This window comes from Desulfuromonas soudanensis, from assembly GCF_001278055.1.
GTDB lineage: Bacteria > Desulfobacterota > Desulfuromonadia > Desulfuromonadales > WTL > Deferrimonas > Deferrimonas soudanensis.
The window spans coordinates 2,264,565-2,289,325 of sequence record NZ_CP010802.1; the positions used below are offsets into that span (position 1 = coordinate 2,264,565).

A 24,761-nucleotide genomic window follows, 5' to 3' on the forward strand; every position below is an offset into this window, starting at 1 on the left:
CTTTTTATTTTAATATCATTTTTGCTGAATATTTCATGAAACGTTCTGTCAAAAACATAATAGGAGATAGTTTTTTTCTGCAAAAAATAATGTCAAGGGAACGTCTTCCTTTATCAGCCCAGTGAAACTTATAGTCCTCTATTCCTTTCAAAAAATCATAATATGTTAATTTCTGTTCTACGGCTCTTTGTATCGAAAGGCCGACAAGAACATTACCTATACTTATTTTGGGATCAAAATCTTTATCAACAGTCATAAGAAACATGCTCAATTCGTCCTGATATCTGAGATGGAGAAGCGCTGCTATGTTTCTGCCATTCAAAGTCAGTAAATCTATCTGGAGCCAATCATTACCATTGCATTGTGCGGCGAATTTCTGTATGAACTGGCTAAGTGATTCATTGTAATATTTGTTTTTTTCTTTAAAAAGTTTACACAACTCGTCTAAAGCCCCGATGCAATCCCCTGAGGTAAAGGACCTATATTCTATACCGGCGCGGCTATTCAGCATGCGCCAATGACGCCTGAATTGTTCCCTCCTGTTTGATGAAAGCGTCAAGAGAAAATCGTTACGATCCGCAGGGAGCGAAACCACCGGGCAGTAAGAACCGTGCCTGATTTCTGCATACTTTCCATCCACCTCGATTTTGTTTAAAAAATAGAGGAGAAAAAGTGAAGACGAGGGAAGTTCTCTCAATAACATACAGTCCCAGAACGAACGCCCCTGGTCAAAAAGGAATTGATATAAAGAAGAGACGACTTCCTGTTCCCTTCCCCTTTTGGCAATCACATCGAGATAGTCAGATCCTGCTTCAGGGGATCCAAGAAATTCTATTCGTCTCATGTTTAATAACTTGTACTTAGTATGGTTAATATACCAAGGGGCAATACCTATAAGTTCGAATTCTTTATAAATACAGATAATGAACAGCCTGCGATTTTCATTCAAATAGCACTCAGACCACGAAAAGAGCCATTCCCATGTCAAAAAAACGGTATTGGATATCGAATTTTTCAGCAAATTATTCCAATCAACATGTGACTGCATCCACGAATCTAATGAATCAATAATTTCTGTTTTATATTTCATGGAAGATTCTCGACAACCTCTTGGAGATTAAAATATCCCTCAATCAATGACCTTTCAGTAATTCTATTGCCAAAACTTACCCTTCCAACGGCCAGTAATCAGGCAAAAGTTCAATCAATTTTCGAACGAATTTCGTTATTTCCTCTCTGACTTCCGAAATTCCTTTATTTGGTGCAAGGGAATTCACCTGAACATACGCCCCGTCATTTCGGTTGTGCAGAATGCGTCCTCTGAACCGTTCGATATTCTGCTGAAACCCCGTCGCCAGCACCCGTGTGCCGGCCGTCTGGTACCAGTGGAGCATCACGTTGTTGACCCCATCCTTGCTGGCGACCACGTAGTTGACCTTGACCCCTTGCGGGACAGAGACGTGGTGGACCTCCACGGTGCCACTTTCGACGATTCCCCACCCTGCTCCCGGCAGACAGGCATAAGGGTTGTGGCTGCTGCGTCCCCCCTTGGCGGTGCCATAATAGCCAATATAGAGACTCAACTCGGAACCCTGAGGTGACCGGTAGTGACGATAGAGATGCAAATCGGCCGGAAGAGCGTCGTATACCCCCTGAGGAAAGGTATCTTCGCGCCCCTCGTATCCAGCGATCTGCATCGGCAGGTTTTCCAGATTGGTCTGCAGCACGGCCGGCACCCCGCGGGAGCCGACCTCGTGGACCAACCCCAGGGTTAAAAGCAAAATTGTCAGAGAAAAATAAAAAGGCGTCTTCGGCATAGCTCCTCATTTTTTCAGTCAGGGCAGCAAAACAGATCGGCGAGCCCCGACGCGATTCAGTAAGGTGAAAACCAAAAACAACACGGCCAGACCGAAGGCAAAGACCACCAGCCCGGAAAATTCATGGAGAAACCCGCGAGCAACCCGGTCGCCGAAAAAATGGGCAAGAATACCGGTACCGCTGACCCGCAAAATGTTGGCAAGCATGGCAATGGGTATGGCGGAGAGAATCAAAACTGACTTACGCCACCAACCGGTGCCGGAGAGGTAGGCGAAGAGCACGGCGAGCATGGTCAGGGACATGAGGGAGCGAATGCCGCTGCAGGCCTCGGCCACTTCGAGTTGAGTCTGGATGAAATAAAGCATATTCCCTTCCCGGTAGACGGGGATGGAGCAGAGGGCAATCACAGTGGCGGAAATTTTGGTGGCCAGCATTTGGAGAGGGAAGGCGACGAGACCAAGAACGGTATCGGGAACCGGTATCATGAAGATCAAAAAACCGATGGGGAAGGCGAGGACCTTCACCGCCTGCCAACCCAGACAGGCCCAGAGCAGGCCGAAGAGGGAAAAAACGATCATCAGCCGGGCGAAGACGGCGATCCCTCCGGCATAGCTGAGCAGATAAAAGGCCAGACTCCCCACGAGGAACAACCCGCCCCAGATCGAGCCGGCAATCTCGACCTGGCCAAGATCCCGGCGCTTTTGCCAGACGAGGTAGAGAGCGACCAGCGGAACCAGCAGGGCATGGGAATTGTCCGAGTGGCTGAACCACATCTCGACCAGCGCGGGCATAATGGGGAAAAAAGCCGTAGCCCAGGCCAGTAAAAGAATGGTCATTTGCCATTTGACGTTTCGGGTCACGATTTTCATTGCGGCCCATCCTTGACCTGCGAAAACAGCGAAAAAATCTTTTTCCGGTCATTGCGACCAACGTAGCCATGAACGGGAATTGTGATCAACCGTCGGACAACTTCTGCGGCTGCAGGGAATTCCTGACCTACAAACCCGGACGCCAATTCGGGGATATGATGGACTGCGCTCGGATAAGAAGGAGCAATTCCAAGCCCCCGGCGGGCCCCGGATGCCAGAATCATCCGAGCGCTATCTGCTGTCGGCAAAATCATCGGGAAACGCAGCAAAGGGGTCGACGCCGGGAGACGGACTAAAAAACTGAAGGGGAGAAAAAAGGAATGCCATTCCGACACCCGGGCACACCTAGTTTTTTGAAATCCCTTCAGTTTGTGGCGCCAGTTGCGAGCCAAGCCGGCCTGCAGCCCTGTCAGCTTCCGAAGCGGGAAGTCCGTTTCATAGACGGTCTCACCCAGTCGCAGAAAAGGGAGATTTTTCGGCAACCAGAAAAGCCAGGGACGCATCAGCACAGTCAGGGCGAGGGCGTAGATAAAGAGAGTCAGGGTCTGCAGGACGCTGTACTCTTCGATCCTGGCGAAGGCCTGGTCGAGACGCCGCCCGAGCTTGTCGCAACGGGTGAGAATAACACCCCCCTCAACGGTGGAGAGCGCCTTGCCTCGCCCCAGGCTGAAAAACCCGACATCGCCCAGTGTCCCCAGCTTTTCCCCCTCCCATTCACTCCCCATGGCCTGGGCGGCATCCTCGACGAGAAAAACCCCCCTCCCCTCGGTGATCTTTTTCAGCCGCGCCACGTCGGCAGGGAGGCCGAAAAGGTGGGTCGGCACGATGCCCAGCAGTCGTTTCCCCTCAAGAAGCGTTTGGAGCTGTTCAAAGTTAAAATCGCAGGTTTGCGGATCGATGTCGCACAGCCTCACCTTAAGTCCGGAAGCAACGATGGAGGCGGGGACGGAGTAACAGGTAAAGGCGGGGATGAGCACCTCATCCCGTTGCGGGGCGACCTCTTTCAGGGCCAGCAGAATAAGGGTCAGCGCCGCCTGCCCGGAGGAAACCAGATAACAGTGAGGGACTCCGAAATAGTCCCTGAGTTCGTCCCGGAAGCGCTCGGTTTCCCGCTGGCCGCGGATGATCCCGGCGATTCCGGAAAGGAGATCCCGGAAATGAATCGGCGCCGCGGCCGGCGGCAGGGTTCGTCCTATGCGCATGCGCATGCCTCTTAAGGTTAAAGACTGATGAAGCGCCTGACCTTAGGTCCCAGATAACTGGTTGTTTCGAGGGGCAACCGACGCCATACGGCTTCGGCCCACCGCCTGCTTTTCCCTCCGGCGGCCGCATTGGATGCCCACCGCTTTTCGGCGGAAAATGTTTCCCAGTAAAGGGGTTCGGGTTCTGCCCCCCACTGTTTCTTGAAGCGCCAGCTCCCCTCCCCTTGGGTGGAGCGGCCGAAATCGAACTTTTCGCTGCCGTTGTCGGCGGCGAAAGAGAGAAAGGTCCAGTACAGAAGCATGTTCGGGTTCAAGTGTTTGAAACAGCGGAGGGAAGAAGCCCAGGGGACACAGGCGAGTTTGCCGTTTCGGAGGAGAATTCCCGCCGCGGCAGGACGCCCCTCCGGGGAATAAATCACCCCGATGGCCGCCTGTTGACCGAAGGCCTTGAGGATTTCCTCAAACCACAGGCGGCTATGTACGGGGGACCCGAGATCCCGCATGTTTTCAGCGAAAACGGCATAGAACTCGGCGAGAAGTTCGCCGCCGCCCAGACGGGCGTAAAGCCCATCGCGTTCCGGTTTTTTGATTTGACTGCGCAGTTTGGCCTTCAGGCCTGACATCAGCTTGTCTCCCCCCTGCGGAAGGTCAAGGACCATGCGGACTTTATTGATCCCTCCTCCCCCTGTCTCCTGGCCCGACAAAGGATGCCTGCAGCGGATCTCTAGGGCGCTGAAAGGGGGCCTTTGGGCCAGGATTCTCGCACCGGCAAGGAGACGGGCGGCGATACTTTCGTTTTCGGCCAGAATCCCCCCGGCATCACAGTAGGGGAGGGAAATAAGGCGTTGTCCCAGGAGCGGCCAGGAGAATAAAACCAGGGGAAGAACGCCGTCGATCCGCCCTTGCTCCTCGGCGACCAGGTAGATTCCTTCGAAGCCGTAGGCGGCCTCCACTGCGTCCTTCCAGGCATGGCGATGGTAGGGAAGCGCCTGCGGGTGGGCTGCCACATAGTCGTCCCAGGCCTGTTTTTCGTCGGAACCCAGGCGGCGGATTCTCATGCCGTCCATCCTTTCAGCCCTTCGGCGACCGGGGCGAAGTGGAAATCCTGCACCAGACGGCGGAAGCGTGTTTCAGTCCGGTGGAGATTGAGGTAGTGCCGAAACGTACTTTTGAGCCCTGCCCCCCGGAGCCGCGGCTGATCGGGATCGATCTCCCAGGGGTGGAGATAGAAGATGAAGGGCCGCCTGTCGATCCGGTTGATCCTCCTCAGCCCCCAGCGGGTGAAATTATAGGGGTAGAGCCGGAAATATCCGCCACCGGCAATGGGGACCCTCTGACTGCCGAACTCGAGGGTCGAGATGGGGACTTCCATGAGGGAGGCCTGCCCCGGCGCCGCATCTGCCGCCGGACCCCAGGTACCGTTTTCAAAACGTACCGCCCTCCCCTGAAACCGAGGCCAGTCGGTCAATCCGTAAAAATCGTGACGGACCGGAAAGACACTTGAGTCATAACGGAAATCTGCCGCCCAGAGTTCGTCGAAGGCCCAGGGAGTCTCCGCCGATATGGAATAGCTCGGGGCGCGGTAGCCCTGTACGGCGCACCCCGTCAGGTCCTCGAGAATCGTCTTGCTGCGCCGGATGTCCTCGCGAAACTCCTTCTGACCGAGAAAACAAATTCGGCGATGGCCGAAGCCGTGACTGGCGACCTCATGCCCCCGAGCGGCGATGTCCCGAACCAGTTGCGGCAGCTTCAAAGCAACCCAGCCAAGGACGAAAAAAGTCGCCTTGACGCCCGTCTCGTCGAGAATGGCGAGGATCTTTTCCGTATTGCGCTCCACACGCAATTCACGGCCGTCCCACGAGTCCGGAGCGGAGACGGACTCGAAAGCCGACACGTGGAAGTAATCCTCGACATCGATGGTCAGGGCATTGATCATCTCATCGTCCTTCATGGGGAGACGGGTGGCGTCTGCCGTTTTCCAGGGGCGCCTTCAGTTGATTTCCCCTTCCTTTCCTTGATCTTTTTTGTGCAGTACGAAACTTCGCAATTCATCGAGGCTGCGAGCAATCGTCTCGAGAAACCCTTCGAAACGGTGGTTCCCCTCCTGCTGGTTTTCCATGATCGTTTTAAGGGCATCTTCGTGCAGTGATAGACGCCGGATGAGAGGGTCGGAAGCCGCCCCGACGGACGGAAGAGGAAGGCCTGCCCCACTTTTTACGGCGGTGGCGCTCCAGACGGCGTTGAAGACTTCTTCCGGGTCGGCTCCCCCCTCCTCCCGCCAGACCTCCGGTGTCTCGCCGGCGACATCGCCCACCACCTCCTCCACCAGCTCGAGAGTCAGCTCCCGCGTTTCTTCGACAAAGGCGGCCAGCATCAGAAAATCGCAGAAGACGTTGATCAGGCGCGGAATCCCGAGGCTGTAGCGGTAGATGACTTCGAAGGTCCCATCATGAAAGTGTACGGCCTCGCGGTTGCCGGCCTTCTCCAGGCGATGATAGATGTACTCTTCGGTCTCTTCGGGACGCAGGGGTTCGAGATGACAGTTGATGCCGATGCGTTGCCGCAACTGCCGCAGCTGCGGTTGGGCAATCAGAGTCTTCAGTTCAGGCTGACCGACGAGAATGATCTGCACCAGTTTGCAGGTTTCCCGTTCGAGATTGGAAAGGAGCCGGATTTCCTCCAGAGCATCGGAGGAGAGGTTCTGGGCCTCGTCGATGATGATGATCGGCCGGATGTTCTCGCCATGCCGGGCGAGAAAATAGCTGTTGAGGTCGCGTAGCAGGGCCACCTTGTCCTTGCCGGTCACATCGAGCCCGAAATCGTCGTTGATCAGATTGATCAGCTGCTCGGGGGTGACGCGGGTATTGAAGACCATCGACAGGGTCGTTCTGGCATCGAGTTTTTTGACGATATTGCGGATCAGCGTGGTCTTGCCGGAGCCGACCTCGCCGGTGAGGAGAATGAAGCCTGCCCCTTCGCGGATTCCGTATTCCAGGTAACTCAGCGCCTTCTTGTGGGAGCGGCTGAGATAGAGAAATCCCGGATTCGGCAGGAGTTCAAAGGGCTTTTGCTCAAGATTGAAAAATTGCTCGTACATCCCTAAAACCTCAGTTGACCTTCGATAAAAGCGATGTTGTTGCGATAATCGTTGAGAGCAAAATCCGAATTGTTTTCCGTCCAGGAATATCCCAGGGAGAGGGCCAGCCACTGCTGCCAGCGGTAGCCAAGACTCCCCAGGCCTCCGTAGCGCTGCACATCTTCCTCTTCGGGGAAAAACCGGTAGTACGTGTAGTGGCCCCGCAGGCCGAAGTAAAAGCGTTGTCCGAAGGGGATCTCGGCGGAGACCGTCCCTCCGGCGGCGCGGTCTTCCCTTTCGATCGTCTGATAGATCCCCTCCCTGGCAAAGATCCGGAATTCGGAGATCACTTTACTGCTGTAGGCGATCCGGCCGTACGCCTCCCGGTTTTTAACCAGACCCAGGTTGGCCGAAACGAAATAGTTGTCCGCATAACCGAGTTCCATAAGAAGAGCTTCGGAGCGTTGGTACACTGCGCTCCCGCGCCAGATGGCCGAAGGATTGTTCTCGCTCCTCTCTTCGAAATCGATCCAGGTCGCGCCGCCGGCCCCTTCGAGGGTGAAGCGGGGACCGACGCGGTAGCTGAAGCCTGCGACGAGGTCCTTTTTGTTGAAATCCTCCGTCCTCTTGGCGTTGTGAAACCAGTCCGCATATCCGAGAGTGAGCTGCAGCCGCCTCGAATATTCGTATCCCAGATCGATAGTGCCGGTGTGATTCTCGGCATCGTCCCCTTCCGGAGCCTGATAGGAAAGGAGTTCATAGAGATAACCGAGGGTTGTGCTGACCTTCCTGCCGGGATGAAAACGATACTGAGGGTTGGCCTGGAAGCGGTTCAGATTACTCTTATTAACAAGGGTATTCTCCTCCACCACGGGACGGCGCTCGTCGACGACGACCCTTGTCAACTCGTCCCGCAGGGACAGGGTGAAATCGCGCCCGGGAAAGAGTTCGAGTTCGGCCAGGAGGCGCTGGACGTCGCTCAGGCGGGTTTCGTCTTCTTCCGAATGATCCAGATAGTCGATGAATTTCAAGGCGTAATCGATGTCAAGGGTCAGATGTCGTGCCTTCCACGCCAGGGCAACCCCGGGGGTAACGATGGTGATGAAGTCATCCTCTTCGTCGGCGGCCTCGAGAAAAATGTTGTCGTTGTACTCCTCGCGGAGGTCGAGACGCGGATGCACCGTCAGCTCGGCTAGGGCTTCTGGCACCGGGGCCCCAAAAAGAAGCATCAGGCCAAGGGATATCAGGGCAAATGTGCGCAAGGGGTTCCTTTCCGCCGGCGTCGGGCCGCCTAGTAATAGCGATATCGTCCCAGTTTCGAAGGGGTCGTCACACAGTTGAAGACGACTCCGAGCATATTGACCGGTTTGAGACTCTCCAGCGCCTCCTGGACCTCCGTCGCCTTGACCTGCCGCTGACGGATAACGAAAATCACCCCATCGACTTCGGCACCGAGAATCTGGGCTTCGGCAAAGGGGAGCACCGGAGGGAGATCAAAGATGATGTAGCGGTCGCCATAGCGGCTCTTGATCTCGGTGATGATCTCCTTCATGCGCTGGGATGCAAAACGCTCCACGGGATCGGAGATCGCATCCCCGGCCGGCAGGACCACCAGCTTGCCGAGCCCGGTCTTGACCAGGGCCTGTTCGATGGGGACACCGTCCCGGAGGCAGTGCGCCAATCCGACCTCGGGCTCGATCCCCAGGTATTTGTGAACCATCGGCTTGCGCAAATCGGCGTCCACAAGAAGGACCGTATGGTCGTATTCCTGGGCCAGCGTCAGCGCAAGGTTGATCGCCGTCACGGTTTTGCCTTCGCCGGGAAGTGTGCTGGTGACGGCGAGGGTGTTGCGAAACGCCTCCGCCCGCGTCAACTTGACCACGAGAGACTTGAGCTTTTTGTACTCCTCGGCGATTCCGGCCTGACAATTCCCGGCGCTCATCAGAAACGGGCTGTTGACCGGCAGCGGTGCAACCTTCAGCGCCACGTGCCCCGGAGCACGGGGACCAGCCTCTAACGGGACGGGAGGCCGTTCCTGGTATTCTCGCCGCAGCGAGGCTTTCTCCAGGGCCTGGTTTTCACGCAGCAGGGAGGCTTTCTCCAGGGCTTTTTCTATTCGGCTCATAGAGCATCTCTTTTCGGGGAAAGGGTTGCTAACTCCAGTCATTTCAGGAAGAGGTCACCCTGCCGTCCGGATCCAGCACACCGTGAGACCAGACGGCACTCAGGTCAGGCGCTTTATCGCTTCATAAGCCAGCAGGCCGAAGATTCCGCACAGGTAGACCGAGCCCGTGGCGCAGGCCCAGAAGACCCCTTTTCTTCGCCGCCGCTCCTCGACAGCGCAGGGGATAACCGGAATGACCCCCAGTAGTTGCAGGCCCATCCCCTGGATCTGATCGACATCCTTGATGGAGCCGTCGAGGTTTTCCAGAAGGAGGACGCTGCCGACACCGGCTCCCAGGCCGGCCACAAGCGCAAAGAGGATCAACTGGATTTTATCGGGGAATGTCGGCTTGGTCGGAAATATAGCCGGGTCGACGATGCGGAATGTGGTGGCCTTGTCGCCGATTTCCATCTGCTTGGACACCTCGGACTGATTCACCCTCATCTGCATTTCTTCGAAGATCTTGCGGGCCGAATCCCGCTCCTGCGTCAGAATGGCGAGCTCCTTCTTGCTTTCGGGGGCGCTGCGCAGCTCGGCCTCCCGTTCACGGATCATTTCCTGAAACCTGGCGCGCCGCCCCTGCATGGAACTGATTTCCGTTTCCGTTTCGAGAAACTTCTGGGTGACTTCCTGGAAGACCGGGTTGGCCGAACGAAATTCCGTTTCTCCATCTCCGGCATTCTTGTCCGGGGTGGTCCGGCTGCGCAGGGCCTGAATTTCCGCTTCCACCTTGAGGACCTCCGGGTAATTTTTGGTATAGGTCACCAAAAGCTCCCTGACCCGCCGTTCAAGATTGGCGATCCGGTCTTCCTTCTGTTTTTCGGAAAACAGGGTCACTGTGGGCTCGATGGATTTAAGTTGAACCTTCAAATGCTTTTTCTTGGCATTCAATGAATCAAGATTCAGATCAATTTCCTCCATGGCCCGCCGATACTGACGGATATCTTCCATGATCGTTTTTTCGTCGATGGAGAGGTAGATACCCATGCGCTTTCTGAATTCGATAATGGCATCTTCAGCCTGGTCGAGCTTGACCTTGAAGATCTCGAGTTGCTCGTCAAGAAACCGATTGGCGCCGTAACTTTCTTCTCTTTTGGCTGAAATGTTTTCTTCGACATATTTCTGAACGAGTGTATTGATGTAGTCCTGGGCGAATTTGGGATCTTTGTCCGTAATGGAAACAATAAATAAATCCTCATCTTTTACTTTAATATTCGTCCTGTTTTGCAGTGAACTTATAAATTCTTGAACCTCGGAGTTTCCTTTGGCAAAAACATCAGCATCCATTTCTTCCAGAACCTTCGATATCATATCCCGGCTGAGGAGCGCATATTTGAGAACCCGGATACGGTCACCCATCTCCGGAGTGAAGGCAATTCCCTTCACCAGAGTGTTGAGGACGTTTTTTTCTATGAATACCGTCGAGTCGGCGTTGTATTTTTTGGGAAGGTTATAGCCGACGATCAGGACCAGGGTCATGACGGCAATGGCCACATAAACGACCAGAGCTGCTCGGCGGACGACCATGCCCAGATAGTCGCTGGGTTCCAATTTCTTTTTTTTTGAAATATCAATAGCCATGGTCAGAATATCCCTTCATTGATGACGATATAGTCACCGGGATTGAGCTGTATGTTCTGGGCAACGTCTTTTCCGTTCAGAATCTTGCTCATCTTGACCTTGATTTCCACAGCCCGGTCGACCTGATTTTTCCTGACGATTTTGATTTCGCTTTCCTTGGCAAACTCGTTTAATCCGCCGGCCTCCAGAACGGCATCGAGAACCTTCATCCCTTCCCGGTAGATGATGTACTTCGGTTCATTGACGGCCCCGACGACATACACCTTGTTCTGCTCGTTATTGGGGATGAAGATGATGTCGTTTGCCTGAAGCTCGATGTCCTTGTCGAACTCTCCATTGATGAACAGACCGTGAAAATCGTCCCTGACGACCTTTTTGCCCCGCAGGACATAGGCATGCCTCAGGTCGCCGTTTTCAAGGTTTTCCAGTCCGCACAGCAGTCTGAAGAGGGTGGTCTTCCCTGCCAGATTGATCACTTCGGGTTTAACTCCGCCGCCGGAAAGATAGATCCGGTTGTTGGTGATCTGCGACACGGTCACGGTCACGATCGGCTTCTTGACGAAATTGGTGAGGATGCCGTTGAGCCTGTGGCTGAGGGCGGTCGGCTCCAGGCCGGCGGCGACGACATCCCCGGCGGCGGGGAGGGTGATCTTGCCGTCCGGCCGAACCACCACCTCGACGCTCAGCTCGGGAACGCCCCATACGGAAATCTGCAGCAGGTCCCCTTCACCGATGACATAGTCTCCCGCAGCGGCGGTCCCGCCCTGAAGCACTGCAAACAGCAACGCAAAAATAATACGTTTCATAGCCGGTTATCTCCCTCCCTTGCCGAAAAGCACTACCTTGACCGTTTCGAGGACAATCAACAGATCGAGTATGAGAGAGTAGTGCTTGATGTAATAGAGGTCGTAGCGCAGTTTTTCCAGGGCATCTTCCTCCGAGGCGCCATAGGGGTAGTTGACCTGGGCCCACCCGGTCAGGCCGGGCTTGACGCAGTGGCGCTTGGAGTAATAGGGGATACTTTCCTGGAGATTGGCGACGAATTCGGGGCGCTCGGGACGGGGGCCGACAAAGCTCATGTCGCCCCGGAGTACGTTGTAGAGCTGGGGGATTTCATCGAGGCGGGTCTTGCGCAGGAAGCGGCCGACGGCCGTCACCCTCGGGTCGTTCTGCTGGGCCCAGACGGCTCCGGTCTGCGCTTCGGCATCGGGGCGCATGGTGCGAAACTTGAAGAGAAGAAAGGAGTTGTCCCGCTCCCCCACCCGGCTCTGCCGGAAGAGGATCGGTCCGGGAGAATCGAGGCGGATCGCCAGAATGACCAGAGGAATAACCGGCAGGGCGGCCAGGGAGACGATGGCGGCAAAGGAAAGATCCAGGGCGCGCTTGGCCATCCTGATGGTCGGGGTGATGTGAAAGCCGTCGGAGAAGATGAACCAGCCGGGGGTCGTATGTTTAATGAGGAGTTTTCCCGCCACCTGTTCGTGAAAGGACATGGCGTCGACAATTTCGATGCCGTTGAATTTGCACTGCAGCAGGGCCGCCACCGGCAGAATTCCCCGGCGCTCCGATAGGGAGATCACGATTTTGTCGATCTTTTCATTCAGCACGATCTCTGCCAGAGAACTGGCCGACCCCCTGAGCATTTTTCGGGGCATCGACGCCACTTCCCCGTCCGGCTGCACGAAACCGGCAAGAACGTAATTGTGTTTGGTGCTGCCGAGAGCCGCGGCAATTTGCTGGGCCAGAGGCCCGACGCCGAGGATCAACACCCTCTGGGCGACCCCTGGAATTTTGAACAGGAGCGGATATCGGTTGTGCCAGAGGTACTGGGCCAGTCCAAAACAAAGGAGGGCCACAAGCAGGGGTGTGCGTCCCGGGACAACCTGGGGCCAGAGATAGTAGAGGGCGGACATGACAACGAAGGCCAGCAGGAGCGAGCCGGCAATGCGCTTGAAAACCTCGCCTTTTCGGTAGCGCTGATCCCTGCTGTAGAGCTCGCAGAAGTAGGTGGTGCCCAAAAGGATGAAAACAAAGAGCAGGCTCCTGGAAGGATCGGCAGCCAGTTCCGGATCACGCATAATCCAGGAGCCATGGTGCAGCAGGGCGCCCAGATAAAGGGCAAGAACGGCCATCAGCGCATCCCCTCCCATTAATATCAGCAGCGTCTTGACCATTCCCCCCTCCCCGTCCTCAACTCTTCAGCTTCTTGAGCAATTCCCGGGTCTGAACCGCTTCGGGGAAATCCCCTGTGCTTACCGCCCGGCTCAAAAGTTCGATGGCTTTCCCACGATTTCCAAGAGCTTCATAGGCCAGGGCGAGGTGATACCAGACCGTCGGGTTATCCTTCAGTTGCACGACCGCCTTTTCCAGGACTTTCACGGCGTCGGCAGGTCGATCATTTTTCAGCAGAACGTAGCCCAGGGTGTCCATGACTCCGGGGTTTTCCGGATCATTGCGAAAGGCCCGGATGGCCAGCTTCAAGGCCTCTTCCCTGTTTCCGTAATTGTCGGCATAGAGATAGGCCAGATTGTTCAAGGCCGGAACGAAATTTCCCGCCCTCTCCAGAACTTTTTGATAACACCTGAGAGCTTCGACTTTATTGCCACGTTGATCGTGAATACGCCCGAGGGCGAATACCGCCGGAAAGAAGTCGGGGCGCGTCTTCTCCAGTTCCTGGTAGATGTCCATGGCCATGGACATGCTCCCCGAATTTTCATGGACGCCGGCCATGCGCATCTGCAACATTTCCCGGTTTTTACAGGTCGCAGGAGCCCCTTGCAGCAGGTCGAGAGCCCGGGCGGCTTCTCCCTGATTCTCGTAGATGCGGGAGAGCAACAGATAACCTGCGGGATGGTCCGGTTGGCTGGACATGACGGCCTCTGCCCTGGCAATGGCCTTATGGTTCGCTCCCTGTTTCAGATAAACCTCGATGACAATGGCCATCCCCCGTCCTGGAACGATCTTTTCCAGATGTTCAAAGACCCTGATGGCCTCGTCGGCCTTCCCCTGTTCGAGAAGAAGTTTTCCTTCGAATTCAAGCAGAGAGGGGTTGGCCGGCAATCTTTCCAGTCCCTCCCGAACGACCGCCAGCGCCTCATCGAACTTTTTGTTGTCGTGCGCAAAGCGCCCCAGAGCAAGATACCCCTGCAGCTCCCCTGTTTTTTTTGCCGATTCGTAACTGGCGCGGGCCTCATTTAATTTGCCCGTCACTTCAAGAAGCGACCCGCGAGCCAGCAGAGCCCTGAGGTTTTTCGGATCGATTTGGAGAACCCGTTGATACTGCGCCAGGGCCCGGGAATAATTTCCCGTGGCGGTTTCGTAAAAAGCGATATCGAAATAGGGGGAGAAGTAATCGGGCTTGACGGCCTGAGCCTTCTCCAGACAGGCAATTCCTTCGTCGGTCTTATTCTGGCTGAAGGCAATCCGGGCCATGTAATTGTAGAGAAGGGCATCCGATTCCCCTCCGGTAAGCCCCTGTTTCATCAACTCCATTGCCCCCTGAAAATTCTCCTGCCGCAGGTAATGGGAGGCCAGGATCAGCCGGTTCTCCAGCACTTCAGGTGCGGCGGCGATTCCTTTGACCAGTTCCTCCTCGGCTTGTGCGGCATTTCCTGTCGCCAGGTTTAACAATCCCATTTTCAGATAGGCATCGGCCAGTTGAGGATCAAGTTGTGTGGCCTGCTCAAACTCGGCCATCGCTTCGTCGAAGCGACTTGTCGCCATAAAGGCGCTTCCCAGGAGGTTGTGAGCCAGGCCGTTTCCTGGGGCGTGGGTTAAAACCCTTTGCGCTTCGACGATGGCCTCTTCGACCCGCCCCTGCTTCAGCAGGGTCATGGCCAGCATGTTGCGGGCCTGAAACGCTTCGGGCTGCAGATCGAGCACTTTCTGGAACTGGTTGAGAGCCAGTTCATTCTTCCCCTGCCGGTCGTAACTCAACCCGAGAAGATAATAGGCGTTGAGGGCCTCCCTCAGGCGCAGAGCCTTTTGCAGTTCGACAACGGATGCGCCATAATCCTTGCGCGCAAAAGCAACCATGCCGCTGAGCAGATGCCCTTCAGCCTTGTCGGGAAAGCTCTGGAGGAGACTCTCGGCCAGAACGGACCCCTTTTGGATCTCACCCAGTCCCAGGTAAAGACTCCCTGCCATGTAAGCGGCCTGGAAATCCGCCGGATTCATCTCCAAAAGTTGCAGGAAATGTTGCAGCGCTTTTTCCGGGGCCCCCGCCTCGATTTCCAACTGGGCCATCAGATAAAGGGCATTTCTGTTCTGCGGCCCGATCCGTAGCAGGGCATCAAGGAGAACCCGGGCCTCGCCCTCGTTCTCCAGCTTCAGGTAGAGTTGGGCCAGGTGAAACATGGCATTCTGATTGGCCGGATCGAGTTTCAGTGCCGAATCAAAGAGTTCCAGGGCCTTTTCATGATCTCCGGCGGCGACATGGGCTCTGCCGAGAAGATCGAGGACCCTGCATTCCTCGCCAGGTTTCGCCCGATAGCGTTCGAGAACATCGATGGCCTTCGCGGTGCGATCAGTACGGATATAGAGTTCGGCAAACTTCAGGGAAAGCTCTCTAAAGTCGGGATTCTGCCGGGAGACCTTTTCCAGTTCCCGTTCGGCGTTTTCGTTGCGCCCCATCAGCAGGTAGGCATCAGCCAGCTGATATCTGGCTTCGAAATAGTTCTGGTCCTTTTCCAGGGCATTTTTGTAAAGGACCACCGAACCTTGGACGTTCCCCTCTTTGAGTAGACGATTCCCCTCAAGGAGCAGTTCTTCTTTGGTCTGATTGCCGCAGGAGCAGAGCCCCAGAACAAGAAGGGCGGAGGTTATCAATCGGACAATCCTAAAGTTCTCCATATTCAGCCTCGCATCCGTTCATGACTCTCTGCACAAACAGGCAGAATTGCTCAAAATCAACCGGCTTGATCATGCAGCAACTGTTTTTTATCTCGCATACCGCGCTGATCAGATCTGTTGAGACGATATCGGACAGAACCAGAATCGGAACCTGAGCTTTTTTCAGGGCAATAAACAGGGCACTCCCGTAAGGAAAACTGGTGATAACCAGGGAGAATCCGTCCAAATCGTCCAAGGGGAGAGGATCGACCCCGTGAACGATCGAATCGGCAGGATGACCGTCGAGCTGCAACAGGGCGTCGCAGACTTTGGCAAACCTCTCTTCGTCATAAATAAGAATTTTTTTGTTCACCTTAGTCTTCTCGATGGATCAAGGTTTTAAGAGAGGCGGCCTTTAAACCGTGGTACCGGTGAAACGACCATTTAGGCAAAACTAATTAAGCAATACTCGTTCCATCGACATAAGTTATCGTTTTTACATGTTAATTTTTCAAAAATACAAGAATCGATCCCCGGAGTTGTCGCCGTTGGAACCACCCACATTTTGTTGGCTGTATCTAATGGCAACACCGGGTTCAAGTCTCCGATATTGTTAGTCTGGACTGTAACCATCGGATACAGCAGGTTTGCCAGCCCACCTTCCCCCGATTGCTGCAGTCAGGAACTGGGCAACAAAAAACCTCCTTCACGAAATTCGCAAAGGAGGCAAAGGGGAGACGAATGGCCGCCGACGGGGCGGGCCGCCCCGTCGGCGGAGGCTGTTTCTAGTGGAGGGGGAAATCCTTGAGTCTTTTGTAGAGAGCCTTGCGGGAAAAGCCGAGAATTTTTGCCGCCTGCGACTTGTTGCCGTCGCAGGACCGAAGCACGTCGCGGATGGTCCTGACCTCCAGCTCCTTGAGAGTCGGCTGCTCCCCCGTGCCGGACCCGTGCCGATCGAAGTCTGTCAGCTCGCCGGGAAGGTCGCGGAGTGTCATGGTTTTCCCCCGGGAAAGAACCACGGCCCTTTCCACGACATTACGCAGTTGGCGTATGTTTCCAGGCCAGGGAAAACGGCACAGCTGGTTCATGACCTCGTCGCCGAAGAAAAGGACTTTGTGTTCCCGGGCACAGAATTCCTCAAGAAACGCGTGGACCAGAAGCGGGATGTCCTCCCGGCGTTCGCGAAGGGGCGGAACTTCGAATTCGACCACGTTGATCCGGTAATAGAGATCCTCGCGAAAGGTTCCCTTGGCGACGTCCTTAACAAGGTTTCGGTTGGTGGATGAAACGAGCCGAAATTCCACCGCGACGGTGTGGTTGCTGCCGAGCCGCTGCACCTCCTTTTCCTGAATCACCCGGAGCAGCTTGGCCTGTACCGCTGGTTTCAACTCGCCGATTTCGTCGAGGAAGAGGGTTCCTCCGGCGGCCTGTTCCACCCGCCCGACCCGTCGCCCGACCGCCCCGGTGAAGGCCCCCTTTTCATGGCCGAAAAGTTCGGCCTCGATAAGTTCGGAGGGAATGGCGGCACAATTGACCGCGACAAAGGGATGGCCCTGACGGATGCTGCCGTAGTGAAGCGCCCGGGCGATCAATTCTTTACCGGTCCCTGTTTCCCCCCGGACAAGGACGCTGCTTGACGAATCCCGTACCGCATGAACCTGGGCAAGAATCTTTTTCAAACCGGGATTATTGCCGAGAATTTTGCAGCCGTTTTCAGAACATCGGCCCTCCCCGAGGGTTCTTTTCATCCGTCGTTCTTCTACCGCACGTGCCAGGGTACCCTTGAGGCTCATATAATCGGGAGGTTTGATGAAATAGTAGAACGCCCCCCGATTCATGGCGCGAACGGCCGACTCGACGGTTCCATAGGCGGTGAGAAAAATGACAGGGATATCGGGGAATTGGGTATTAAGATCATCGTAAAGCTGCATGCCATCCCGGCCGGGCATCTTCATGTCGGTAATCACGGCATCGAAATCCTGACTCCGAACCTTGTCCAAGGCCTCGGAGGCGTTAGGAGCCTGGGATACGGCATACCCCTCCTCGAAAAGGATGGAGGAAAGGACCTTCAAGGCATTCGGCTCGTCATCGACGACCAGCACACGACCGCTCGAGATATCTGCCATCGACTACCCCTCACTTTCCAATAAACGGGGAAGACAGAGCCGGACAGAGGTTCCCCGTCCCCTGGTGCTCTTGATTTCCAGAGTTCCGCCGTGATGCTTCATGACTTCCCGGGAAATGAACAGGCCGAAACCGCGACCATTGCCGTTCTCCTGGCGGGCCGGATCAGAAATCTCCGCAGACCGGTCGATGAACCCGGGGCCGTTGTCGGTTATTTCGATCACCACCTTCGACCCCTCGGACCCTTCCTCTTCCCGGGCTTCGACCCGGACCTCTCCTCCCGGGAGAACGGCCTGGAGAGAGTTGTTGAGAACATTGAGCAGGGCCTGCTCGATCTGGAAAAGATTGAGTTTCATGGGGAGAATAGCGGAACAGCCGAAGGTGACGGACACCCCCTTGGCCTGGGCCTGAAGAAGGGTGAAGGTCTCGATTTTCTTCAGCAGTTCACGGATGTCGACCCCTTCTGTTTCAGCATGGCTATAGGATCCGCTCAAAAATCCAGCGATGAACCGGTCAAGCTTGGTAATTTCCTCTTCCATGATGCCGGTGAAATCGAGAAGGGTCGGCTCGTGGGCAAATCGGCTCCGCAGATAGACCACCGCCCCCTTGATGGCGTTCAGGGGATTGCGGACCCCGTGAGCCAGAAACGAGGCGCTTTTGCCGATATCGATCAGATTCCGGAAAGGACTGCCGTACCCCGGCAAACCGAGTTCGGCGGGGAGTTCGAAGGAGATTTCGGCACCGGTGACCTCCCCGTCGCGGGAAAGAAGGGGGCGGATGGCAATATCGGAGGTAAAGGCCTCAAAGAGGCAGCCGAAATGATACCCCTCAATCTTCAGCGGACGCCCGCTCCTCAGCACCTGACCCACGGCATCGCCGTCATCGACCATGATCCGCGGCAGAACTTCGTAATAGGGAATCCCCTCCCAACTCCTTACGATGCCGCCCCGGCCTTCGTCCCCCTGAACAGCGAGGTGCCGATCGACCCTGAATTCGACAATATGCCTGGCCAATTATCGAGCCCCCCCAATTGAATTGAAATAAAAGAATGAGTCGGTGGTCCTTCGCCAAACGATCTCCCCCCGGAAGTTGTGTCTATCTTACCAAGAGTTAGAGCTTTTTCAATTTGCCACAGAGATCCTGCCCAGTGAAATGCCGCTCCTGGGGACAAAAAAGCGACGCCGAAGCATCGCTTTTTTTTGGCACGCAAAGGATTGCAGGTATTTAGCGGAGGCGGTGGCGCCCGGGGAAGGCCGTGAGGGTAAAAATGAACCCTGGATCACCAGCAATGAAAGGACCATGAAAAAGCCCTTTCGTCGTTGAAGAATCACAGAAAAACGCTTCAGGTCAATGATTCGGAAGAACAACTGGCGGCATGGGGTATCTGCAGGGTGATCCGAAAACCGCTGTCATCGGACACTCCGAGCCACTTCCAGCCGTGGGCCTCGGCCGTTTTCAGGGCGAGATGGAGTCGGATCGACCCGGAGGACTGGTCGTCATAGTAGAAGGAATCGCCTGTAAAGTGGTTTTTCAGGACACTCTCCGGCAACCGGGAGGAGGAGATCAGGCTCAGCTCGATCTGTTCCCCCTTTTCCAGGGAACAGGTCATGGCCGAACCGTCTTCGAGATAATGAATCACCCCTTCGATAAGATTCACCAGCATCTGGTTCACCTGAATGAAATCGCCATCCACCTCCACCGGACCCGATCCCGGTTCAACCCGGAGGGTGAGGTTTTTGCTGGCCATGACCTCCCCGAGAACCCGGGAGCGCAGCGTTTCCAGAAGATGATAACCGAAGGGAAAAATCGTTTTTTTCAGCGTCCGGCCGCTCCCGCCGAAATGCAGAAAATCGAGCTGCGTCTCGACAATGGCGATGAGTTTATCGGTCTCGGTGTCGATCATGCGCTGGAACTCGCCGTGATCGTCAGCGGGGAAGCGCTCGGAATTCTGCAGATGGAACACCGCCCCCTTGATCGAATTGAGGGGGGTGCGGAGTTCATGGGAAATGCGGGTCATGAATTCGGTGCGGACGATATCGGACTCAACCAGCATGCGGTTGACCTCTTCAAGTTCGACCGCCTTGCTTTTTAATCGCTGGAGAAGATGGGCGTTTTTCAAGGCTATCGCCGCCTGGCTGGCGATGATTTTCAGGAGGGAAAATTCGAGGGTTGTAAAGGGTTCGCCGCTGGTCTTGTCGTTCAGGTTGAGAACACCGAGGACTCCGAGCTCACCGACAATGGGGCAGGAAATAAAGGAGCGGGTGCGATAGCGATCCCGGCCGACGGATAAAAAGCGCGCATCGGTGCGGATATCTTCCACCAGAACCGCCTCGCCGCTCTGGGCCACCCTTCCGGCGATCCCCTCGCCGACCCTGACCCGGTAGGTGGTCGCCAAGGAGGGGTCGATCCCCTTGGAGTCGAGGATGGAGAGTTCCTGATTGTCGCCCAGAAGCATCAGGGAACCCTTCTCGGCACCGGTATGGCGAATGGCCAGATCGAGCATGAGACGGGCGATGGTGCCGACGTCGTCGCTCACGACAATGGCGCGGGAGATTTCCTGAAGAATGGCGAGATCGCGCTCAAGGAATTCGGGACTGTACATTTTGCCGCGGCCCTCCCCTCTCCTCCCCCGATCGGACAAACGGACGTGAACGGCTCCGGAAGAACGTCTTCTCCGCCCGCCCCACCAGCGACTGACACTGCAAAACATTAAGCAATTAAAATGCCAAAAGCGGTCCGCGCAATCCGGCCCAGGGACCTTTCTTCCCAAAATGACGGAATCGCCTGAAGACAGGGGTGAGAAATCCTCCTGAAAATACCGCACCCCTGCACGCCGCCGGTCCCACACCAGCCCCTTCGGTGACAATGTAAGCTTTTCCGACACCCCGGCCAAAGTCGGTGGAGGGTTGCAATCGCAATCTTTTGTGCCACCCTTTACGGCAATTCCAGGCAACACCTTCGGCAGGGGATCCTCGTCATGACCCAAAAAGCTTTTCCCCGGATTATCCCCTTCGCCCTCTTCATGAGCTTCATCGCCATCGAACAGACGGCCGTTGTACTTCGGTCCAAGGGGTGGCTCCCTCTCGAAGCAGCGACCCTGACCTGGCTCTACCCCCTCAAGGCCCTGGCGGTCGCCCTGGCTCTCTTTCTGCTGCGCAAACACTATGACGAATGGCGGTTCAAGGACTTCAGGCGGCTCGGACACACCGCCCTCAGCATCGGCGTCGGGGCGCTGATCTTTTTCCTGTGGATCCACATGGACTGCCCCGTCCTCTCCCCGTCGCCGCCGCCGGGGTACAATCCGGATCTTATCGAGGATTCCACCCTGCGGATCGTGCTGATCGGAAGCCGACTGTTCGGCGCGGTTCTGGTCGTTCCGGTCATGGAAGAGCTCTTCTGGCGCTCCTTTTTGCTGCGCTACCTGATCGACAAGGATTTCGGCCAGGTTGCGGTCGGTCTCTTCACCTGGCCTTCGTTTCTCATCACCGCTCTCCTCTTCGGCCTCGAGCACCACTACATCCTCGCCGGCGTCATGGCCGGCTTCGCCTTCAATCTCCTCCTCTATCACACCAGAAGCATCGCCCAGTGCACCCTTTCCCATGCCGTCGCCAATCTGGCTCTGGGAATCTACGTTCTGCAGGGGAGCCGGTGGCACTTCTGGTAATGGACGACGGCGATTCCTCCCTTTTCCCCCACCTTCGGCCTCCTGCTCATCCGTCAAACAATCCGAGAAAATCTTCGGCACGCAGGCCGGAGACGCTGTCTTCCTCCCCCTGCCGTTTCTGATAGATATCCCCGGCCAGGGCCTGCTTGCGCTGCTGCAACTGGAGAATCTTTTCTTCGACCGTATTGGCGGCGACCAGTTTGTAGACAAAGACCGGCTTGTCCTGGCCGATGCGATAGGCACGGTCGGTGGCCTGGTTTTCAACGGCGGGATTCCACCAGGGATCGTAGTGGATCACCGTGTCGGCGGCCGTGAGGTTGAGGCCGACCCCTCCGGCCTTGAGGCTCACCAGAAAGACGGGAACCTCGCCTGTCTGAAAGAGTGCGATGGCGGCATCGCGCTTGCGCGTCTGGCCGGTGAGCTTGCTGTATTTGATCTGCCGCGCCTGGAGTTCCTCTTCGATCAAAAGGAGCATGGAAGCGAACTGGGAGAAGATCAGCACCTTGCGCCCTTCGTCCATCAACTCTTCAAGCATCTCCATCAGCACCTGGAGCTTGGCCGAGTCCTTGACCTTGCGGGCGCTCTCGAGCTTGACCAGCCGCGGGTCGCAGCAGACCTGGCGGAGCTTGAGCAGGGCATCGAGCATCTCGATGTGCGAACGGGCCAGCCCCTTGGCCTTGAGAATTTTTCCGATCTTGTCGGCCATGGCCACCCGGATGCTCTCGTAGAGCCGCCGCTGGGCGCTGTCGAACTCCACGCGCTGGATGATTTCCGTCTTCGACGGCAGCTCCGTGGCCACCTGAACCTTGTCGCGGCGGAGGATGAAGGGGGCGATGCGGCGCACCAGCTGCTGACGGCGGCCGCCGACGCCGCGTTTTTCGATGGGATAGCGGAAGAGGGTATTGAAGGCGGTTTCCTGACCGAGAAAGCCGGGCATGAGGAAGTGAAAGAGGGACCAGAGCTCGCCGAGATGGTTTTCGAGGGGGGTACCGGTGAGACAGAGCCGGTTGGCCGCCGGGAGGGCGCAGGCGGCCTGGGCGGCCCGGGATTTGGGGTTTTTGATGTACTGGGCCTCGTCGAGAATGACGCTGTGCCAGGACGTGCGGACGAGGGTCGCCACGTCCCGGGGGAGGAGGGCGTAGGAGGTGATGACCAGGTGGTAGCCCTCGAGAGCGGCAAAATGCTCGGCGCGCTTCGAGCCGTGCAGCACCAGGATCCGCAGTTCCGGAGCGAAGCGGGCGGCTTCGCTCTGCCAGTTGCTCAGCACGCTTGTCGGGGCGACCACCAGGGCCGGCCGCTCCAGGCGTCCGGCCTCGAGTTCGACGAGGAGATGGGCCAGGGTCTGAACGGTCTTGCCGAGCCCCATGTCGTCGGCAAGAATGCCGCCGAACCCGTAGCCGCGAAGGAACTGCAGCCAGGCCAATCCCCGCTCCTGGTAGGGACGCAGGGTGGCACAGAGTCCGAGAGGGGCCGGGACGGCCTCAACCCCCTGAAAATTGCGCAGCTCTTCGGCCAGGCGACGAATCTTTGCGCCCCCCTGCCAGCGCAGGCGTCCCCCCTCCCGGCAGAGCTGCTCTTCGAGAACCTGCAGCAGCGGGGCCTGCTGACGGGGGAGGCGCAGTTGGCCATTTTCGCCGACGGACTGCTTCTGATAGAGTTCGAGGAGGGTTCCGACAATCGGCTTGAGAACGCTGCGCGGGACTTCGAGCCAGCTCCCTGCGCCGATGTCGACAAAGAGCGGCTCTTCACTCTCCCCCTCTTCGAGCCACTGGGTGAGGAGGGGGAGAAGGGGAACGGTGCGCCCCTGGAATTCTATGTCGAGGCCGATATCGAACCAGCCCGTATCCTCGGACTCGTCGATGACCGCCGTCACCTCTCCTGCGGTCATGAAATTGAGCTTGAAGCTCTCGTCCCGTTCGATCCGCCAGCCATCGGCCTCGAGCTGCGGCAACGCCTGGAGAAGGTTCCGCCAGCGTGCCGCCGAACCGGCCGCCGTCTCGGCGGTAATGACCATGTCCCGCTCCCCGGCCTCCCCGATTCCGACCAGGGAGGCCGGAACCAGACCGAAGAGCAGCAGCGTTGCAAGGTGCCTCTCTTCTGCGGCCAGGTCGCGGCGAATCAGCAACTCCCCTTCCCCGTGGCGCACCAACTCCTGGGAGGGAGCGTCCTCGGCACGGGGGGGGAGGAGGCAGGGGCCATAGGCGAAGCGGGACCGCGCCACATGGATGAGGTTGCCCTTGGAACCGATTTCTCCGCGGAGCTGCAGAACCGGCGTCGGCGGATCATCCCAGACGACATAGTCCAGAGGGGCCGGAAGCGGCAGGACATCGGGAGGGAGGTTAAGGGAGAGGAACTGGCTGAAAGGGGTCAATTCACCCTTGTCCAGCGGCGGCAGATGGCAGAGGGCGTGGAAGAGTTCCGGAGCCAGGTCCTGGGCGATCGGCCCGCATTGATGGCTCAGCGGATCCACATACCAGGGGGGATCGGTGGGAATCGGCAGACAGGAGTCATCGCACCCATCGAGGTCCAGACGCAGACGGCGGCCCCCCTCTTTTTCCTCCAGCCATGAAAAATGCGCCTCCCGCAGGGGACCGAGGGTCAGGGGGGTCTCGAATTCCTTCTCGAAAAAACAGCGGCCGGTTTGCAGCAGGCGCTTGAGGAGCAGGGCCCCCACGTCTCCGGAGAGGACCGCCGTTCCCGTGGGCGTCGTGGTCTGCCGGGCCAGCTCGGCAATGGTCACGTCCCCGGCATCGACCCAGGAGGGAGGGTAATAATAGCCGGTGAGCTGCTGCAGATTGAAAGGAGCCGCCTTCCCCCAGCGTCCGTTTTTCAGGGGGCGACTCTTGAAAGCCTGGAGAAAAAAGGTCGTATGCTCCCGATAAACCTGCAGGTTCAGTCGATAAAGGAGGACCTGCCCGGGAAGGGGGTGATGCTGCGACCTCTTCTTGCTGTCGAGAAGGCCGAGGATGTTTTGCTGCCAGAGGAGGACGTCGCTGTGCCCGGTTTTCCGCGAGAGCGTCTGCGCACGAGGTGAGCCGAATTTGCGGCGCCATTCGAGGACGACGGCCACGACATGCTTGCAGTTGTCCTCCATGGGACAGGTGCATTCCCCCTCGAAGCGGAAGATCTCCTCTTCGAGGGTCAGCTGGATCTCCTGACGGTAGCGGTTGCGATAGCTGCCGGAGACGGTGCCGAGGATCAACTCCTCGGCGGGGTCCCATTCCACTCCGAGGACTTTTCCTTCATCGTGGTAACGGCGGCCGCGGTCGAAACCGATGCGTCCGCAGACCGCGATAATGTCGTCATCGGTCAAAGGGCGGTTCATGCAAAAAAACTCCTGAAAACATAGGGGAGAAAAAAGGGGGGGAGTGAATATACCTCAAAGTCGGTCTTAAGCAAAGCTGCCAGATCGCGAGGAAGACCAAGTACCCTG

At 56.8% G+C, this 24,761-nt stretch carries 19 protein-coding genes; 1 reads left to right on the top strand and 18 read right to left on the bottom strand.

Annotated elements, in window-relative coordinates; translation table 11 throughout:
* Nucleotides 1–4 precede the first annotated feature (4 nt).
* The 17 genes from DSOUD_RS17865 to DSOUD_RS10340 form a co-directional block, all read right to left on the bottom strand.
* Nucleotides 5–1,090: a GNAT family N-acetyltransferase gene (locus DSOUD_RS17865; protein ID WP_082351206.1), complete on the bottom strand. Its 1,086-nt coding sequence runs from the start codon at nucleotides 1,088–1,090 to the stop codon at nucleotides 5–7.
* Between the two features lie 76 nt (nucleotides 1,091–1,166).
* Nucleotides 1,167–1,817, bottom strand: coding sequence for an exosortase C-terminal domain/associated protein EpsI (locus tag DSOUD_RS10265; RefSeq protein WP_053550922.1), 651 nt, complete (start codon nucleotides 1,815–1,817; stop codon nucleotides 1,167–1,169).
* Nucleotides 1,818–1,835: 18 nt separating this feature from the next.
* Complete coding sequence (xrtA, locus tag DSOUD_RS10270; RefSeq protein ID WP_082351207.1) at nucleotides 1,836–2,687, bottom strand: exosortase A; 852 nt, start codon at nucleotides 2,685–2,687, stop codon at nucleotides 1,836–1,838.
* Nucleotides 2,684–3,889 carry a DegT/DnrJ/EryC1/StrS family aminotransferase gene (locus tag DSOUD_RS10275; protein ID WP_053550923.1) on the bottom strand — a complete coding sequence of 402 codons (1,206 nt, stop codon included), beginning with the start codon at nucleotides 3,887–3,889 and terminating at the stop codon, nucleotides 2,684–2,686. Before DSOUD_RS10275 ends, xrtA begins: the two co-directional genes overlap by 4 nt.
* Before the next feature lie 17 nt (nucleotides 3,890–3,906).
* On the bottom strand, nucleotides 3,907–4,947 hold the full coding sequence (locus DSOUD_RS10280; RefSeq protein WP_053550924.1) for a FemAB family XrtA/PEP-CTERM system-associated protein: 1,041 nt from the start codon (nucleotides 4,945–4,947) through the stop codon (nucleotides 3,907–3,909).
* A complete protein-coding gene (locus DSOUD_RS10285) occupies nucleotides 4,944–5,825 on the bottom strand; it encodes an XrtA system polysaccharide deacetylase (protein ID WP_096335480.1) in 882 nt (293 codons plus the stop codon). The genes DSOUD_RS10280 and DSOUD_RS10285 overlap by 4 nt, the downstream gene beginning before the upstream one ends.
* A 54-nt stretch (nucleotides 5,826–5,879) precedes the next feature.
* Entirely contained in the window at nucleotides 5,880–6,986 is a 1,107-nt protein-coding gene (locus tag DSOUD_RS10290; RefSeq protein ID WP_053550926.1) for an XrtA/PEP-CTERM system-associated ATPase, read from the bottom strand.
* A gap of 2 nt (nucleotides 6,987–6,988) precedes the next feature.
* On the bottom strand, nucleotides 6,989–8,173 hold the full coding sequence (locus DSOUD_RS10295) for a TIGR03016 family PEP-CTERM system-associated outer membrane protein (protein WP_157671837.1): 1,185 nt from the start codon (nucleotides 8,171–8,173) through the stop codon (nucleotides 6,989–6,991).
* Between the two features lie 83 nt (nucleotides 8,174–8,256).
* On the bottom strand, nucleotides 8,257–9,090 hold the full coding sequence (locus tag DSOUD_RS10300) for an XrtA-associated tyrosine autokinase (protein ID WP_053550928.1): 834 nt from the start codon (nucleotides 9,088–9,090) through the stop codon (nucleotides 8,257–8,259).
* Nucleotides 9,091–9,189: 99 nt separating this feature from the next.
* On the bottom strand, nucleotides 9,190–10,710 hold the full coding sequence (locus DSOUD_RS10305) for an XrtA system polysaccharide chain length determinant (RefSeq protein ID WP_053550929.1): 1,521 nt from the start codon (nucleotides 10,708–10,710) through the stop codon (nucleotides 9,190–9,192).
* A gap of 2 nt (nucleotides 10,711–10,712) precedes the next feature.
* Nucleotides 10,713–11,516: an XrtA/PEP-CTERM system exopolysaccharide export protein gene (locus DSOUD_RS10310; RefSeq protein WP_053550930.1), complete on the bottom strand. Its 804-nt coding sequence runs from the start codon at nucleotides 11,514–11,516 to the stop codon at nucleotides 10,713–10,715.
* A 6-nt stretch (nucleotides 11,517–11,522) separates the two neighbouring features.
* Nucleotides 11,523–12,884, bottom strand: a complete 1,362-nt coding sequence (locus DSOUD_RS10315; RefSeq protein ID WP_053550931.1) for a TIGR03013 family XrtA/PEP-CTERM system glycosyltransferase — start codon at nucleotides 12,882–12,884, stop codon at nucleotides 11,523–11,525.
* Nucleotides 12,885–12,900: 16 nt separating this feature from the next.
* Complete coding sequence (prsT, locus tag DSOUD_RS10320; RefSeq protein WP_053550932.1) at nucleotides 12,901–15,537, bottom strand: XrtA/PEP-CTERM system TPR-repeat protein PrsT; 2,637 nt, start codon at nucleotides 15,535–15,537, stop codon at nucleotides 12,901–12,903.
* Between the two features lie 10 nt (nucleotides 15,538–15,547).
* Nucleotides 15,548–15,913, bottom strand: a complete 366-nt coding sequence (locus tag DSOUD_RS10325; RefSeq protein ID WP_053550933.1) for a hypothetical protein — start codon at nucleotides 15,911–15,913, stop codon at nucleotides 15,548–15,550.
* A gap of 412 nt (nucleotides 15,914–16,325) precedes the next feature.
* A complete protein-coding gene (locus tag DSOUD_RS10330) occupies nucleotides 16,326–17,666 on the bottom strand; it encodes a sigma-54-dependent transcriptional regulator (RefSeq protein WP_053550934.1) in 1,341 nt (446 codons plus the stop codon).
* A 3-nt stretch (nucleotides 17,667–17,669) separates the two neighbouring features.
* Nucleotides 17,670–18,677, bottom strand: a complete 1,008-nt coding sequence (locus DSOUD_RS10335; RefSeq protein WP_053550935.1) for an ATP-binding protein — start codon at nucleotides 18,675–18,677, stop codon at nucleotides 17,670–17,672.
* A 329-nt stretch (nucleotides 18,678–19,006) separates the two neighbouring features.
* Nucleotides 19,007–20,266 (bottom strand): GAF domain-containing sensor histidine kinase, encoded by a 1,260-nt coding sequence (locus DSOUD_RS10340; RefSeq protein WP_053550936.1) that lies wholly within the window; start codon nucleotides 20,264–20,266, stop codon nucleotides 19,007–19,009.
* A 375-nt stretch (nucleotides 20,267–20,641) separates the two neighbouring features.
* On the opposite strand from DSOUD_RS10340, the gene DSOUD_RS10345 reads away from it, so the two are divergent.
* Nucleotides 20,642–21,328, top strand: coding sequence for a CAAX prenyl protease-related protein (locus DSOUD_RS10345; protein ID WP_053550937.1), 687 nt, complete (start codon nucleotides 20,642–20,644; stop codon nucleotides 21,326–21,328).
* A 46-nt stretch (nucleotides 21,329–21,374) separates the two neighbouring features.
* Here DSOUD_RS10345 and DSOUD_RS10350 read toward each other — a convergent pair whose 3' ends face one another.
* Nucleotides 21,375–24,653 carry a DEAD/DEAH box helicase gene (locus DSOUD_RS10350; RefSeq protein ID WP_053550938.1) on the bottom strand — a complete coding sequence of 1,093 codons (3,279 nt, stop codon included), beginning with the start codon at nucleotides 24,651–24,653 and terminating at the stop codon, nucleotides 21,375–21,377.
* Between the last annotated feature and the right edge of the window lie 108 nt (nucleotides 24,654–24,761).

Bases quoted from the DNA above. Each gene is read 5' to 3' on its own strand.
- DSOUD_RS10285 (WP_096335480.1), bottom strand. From the start codon at position 5,825: ATGATCAATGCCCTGACCATCGATGTCGAGGATTACTTCCACGTGTCG.
- DSOUD_RS10300 (WP_053550928.1), bottom strand. From the start codon at position 9,090: ATGAGCCGAATAGAAAAAGCCCTGGAGAAAGCCTCCCTGCTGCGTGAA.
- xrtA (WP_082351207.1), bottom strand. From the start codon at position 2,687: ATGAAAATCGTGACCCGAAACGTCAAATGGCAAATGACCATTCTTTTA.
- DSOUD_RS10275 (WP_053550923.1), bottom strand. From the start codon at position 3,889: ATGCGCATAGGACGAACCCTGCCGCCGGCCGCGGCGCCGATTCATTTC.
- DSOUD_RS10290 (WP_053550926.1), bottom strand. From the start codon at position 6,986: ATGTACGAGCAATTTTTCAATCTTGAGCAAAAGCCCTTTGAACTCCTG.
- DSOUD_RS10305 (WP_053550929.1), bottom strand. From the start codon at position 10,710: ATGGCTATTGATATTTCAAAAAAAAAGAAATTGGAACCCAGCGACTAT.
- DSOUD_RS10345 (WP_053550937.1), top strand. From the start codon at position 20,642: ATGACCCAAAAAGCTTTTCCCCGGATTATCCCCTTCGCCCTCTTCATG.
- DSOUD_RS17865 (WP_082351206.1), bottom strand. From the start codon at position 1,090: ATGAAATATAAAACAGAAATTATTGATTCATTAGATTCGTGGATGCAG.
- DSOUD_RS10265 (WP_053550922.1), bottom strand. From the start codon at position 1,817: ATGCCGAAGACGCCTTTTTATTTTTCTCTGACAATTTTGCTTTTAACC.
- DSOUD_RS10340 (WP_053550936.1), bottom strand. From the start codon at position 20,266: ATGTACAGTCCCGAATTCCTTGAGCGCGATCTCGCCATTCTTCAGGAA.
- DSOUD_RS10350 (WP_053550938.1), bottom strand. From the start codon at position 24,653: ATGAACCGCCCTTTGACCGATGACGACATTATCGCGGTCTGCGGACGC.
- DSOUD_RS10280 (WP_053550924.1), bottom strand. From the start codon at position 4,947: ATGAGAATCCGCCGCCTGGGTTCCGACGAAAAACAGGCCTGGGACGAC.
- DSOUD_RS10315 (WP_053550931.1), bottom strand. From the start codon at position 12,884: ATGGTCAAGACGCTGCTGATATTAATGGGAGGGGATGCGCTGATGGCC.
- DSOUD_RS10330 (WP_053550934.1), bottom strand. From the start codon at position 17,666: ATGGCAGATATCTCGAGCGGTCGTGTGCTGGTCGTCGATGACGAGCCG.
- DSOUD_RS10310 (WP_053550930.1), bottom strand. From the start codon at position 11,516: ATGAAACGTATTATTTTTGCGTTGCTGTTTGCAGTGCTTCAGGGCGGG.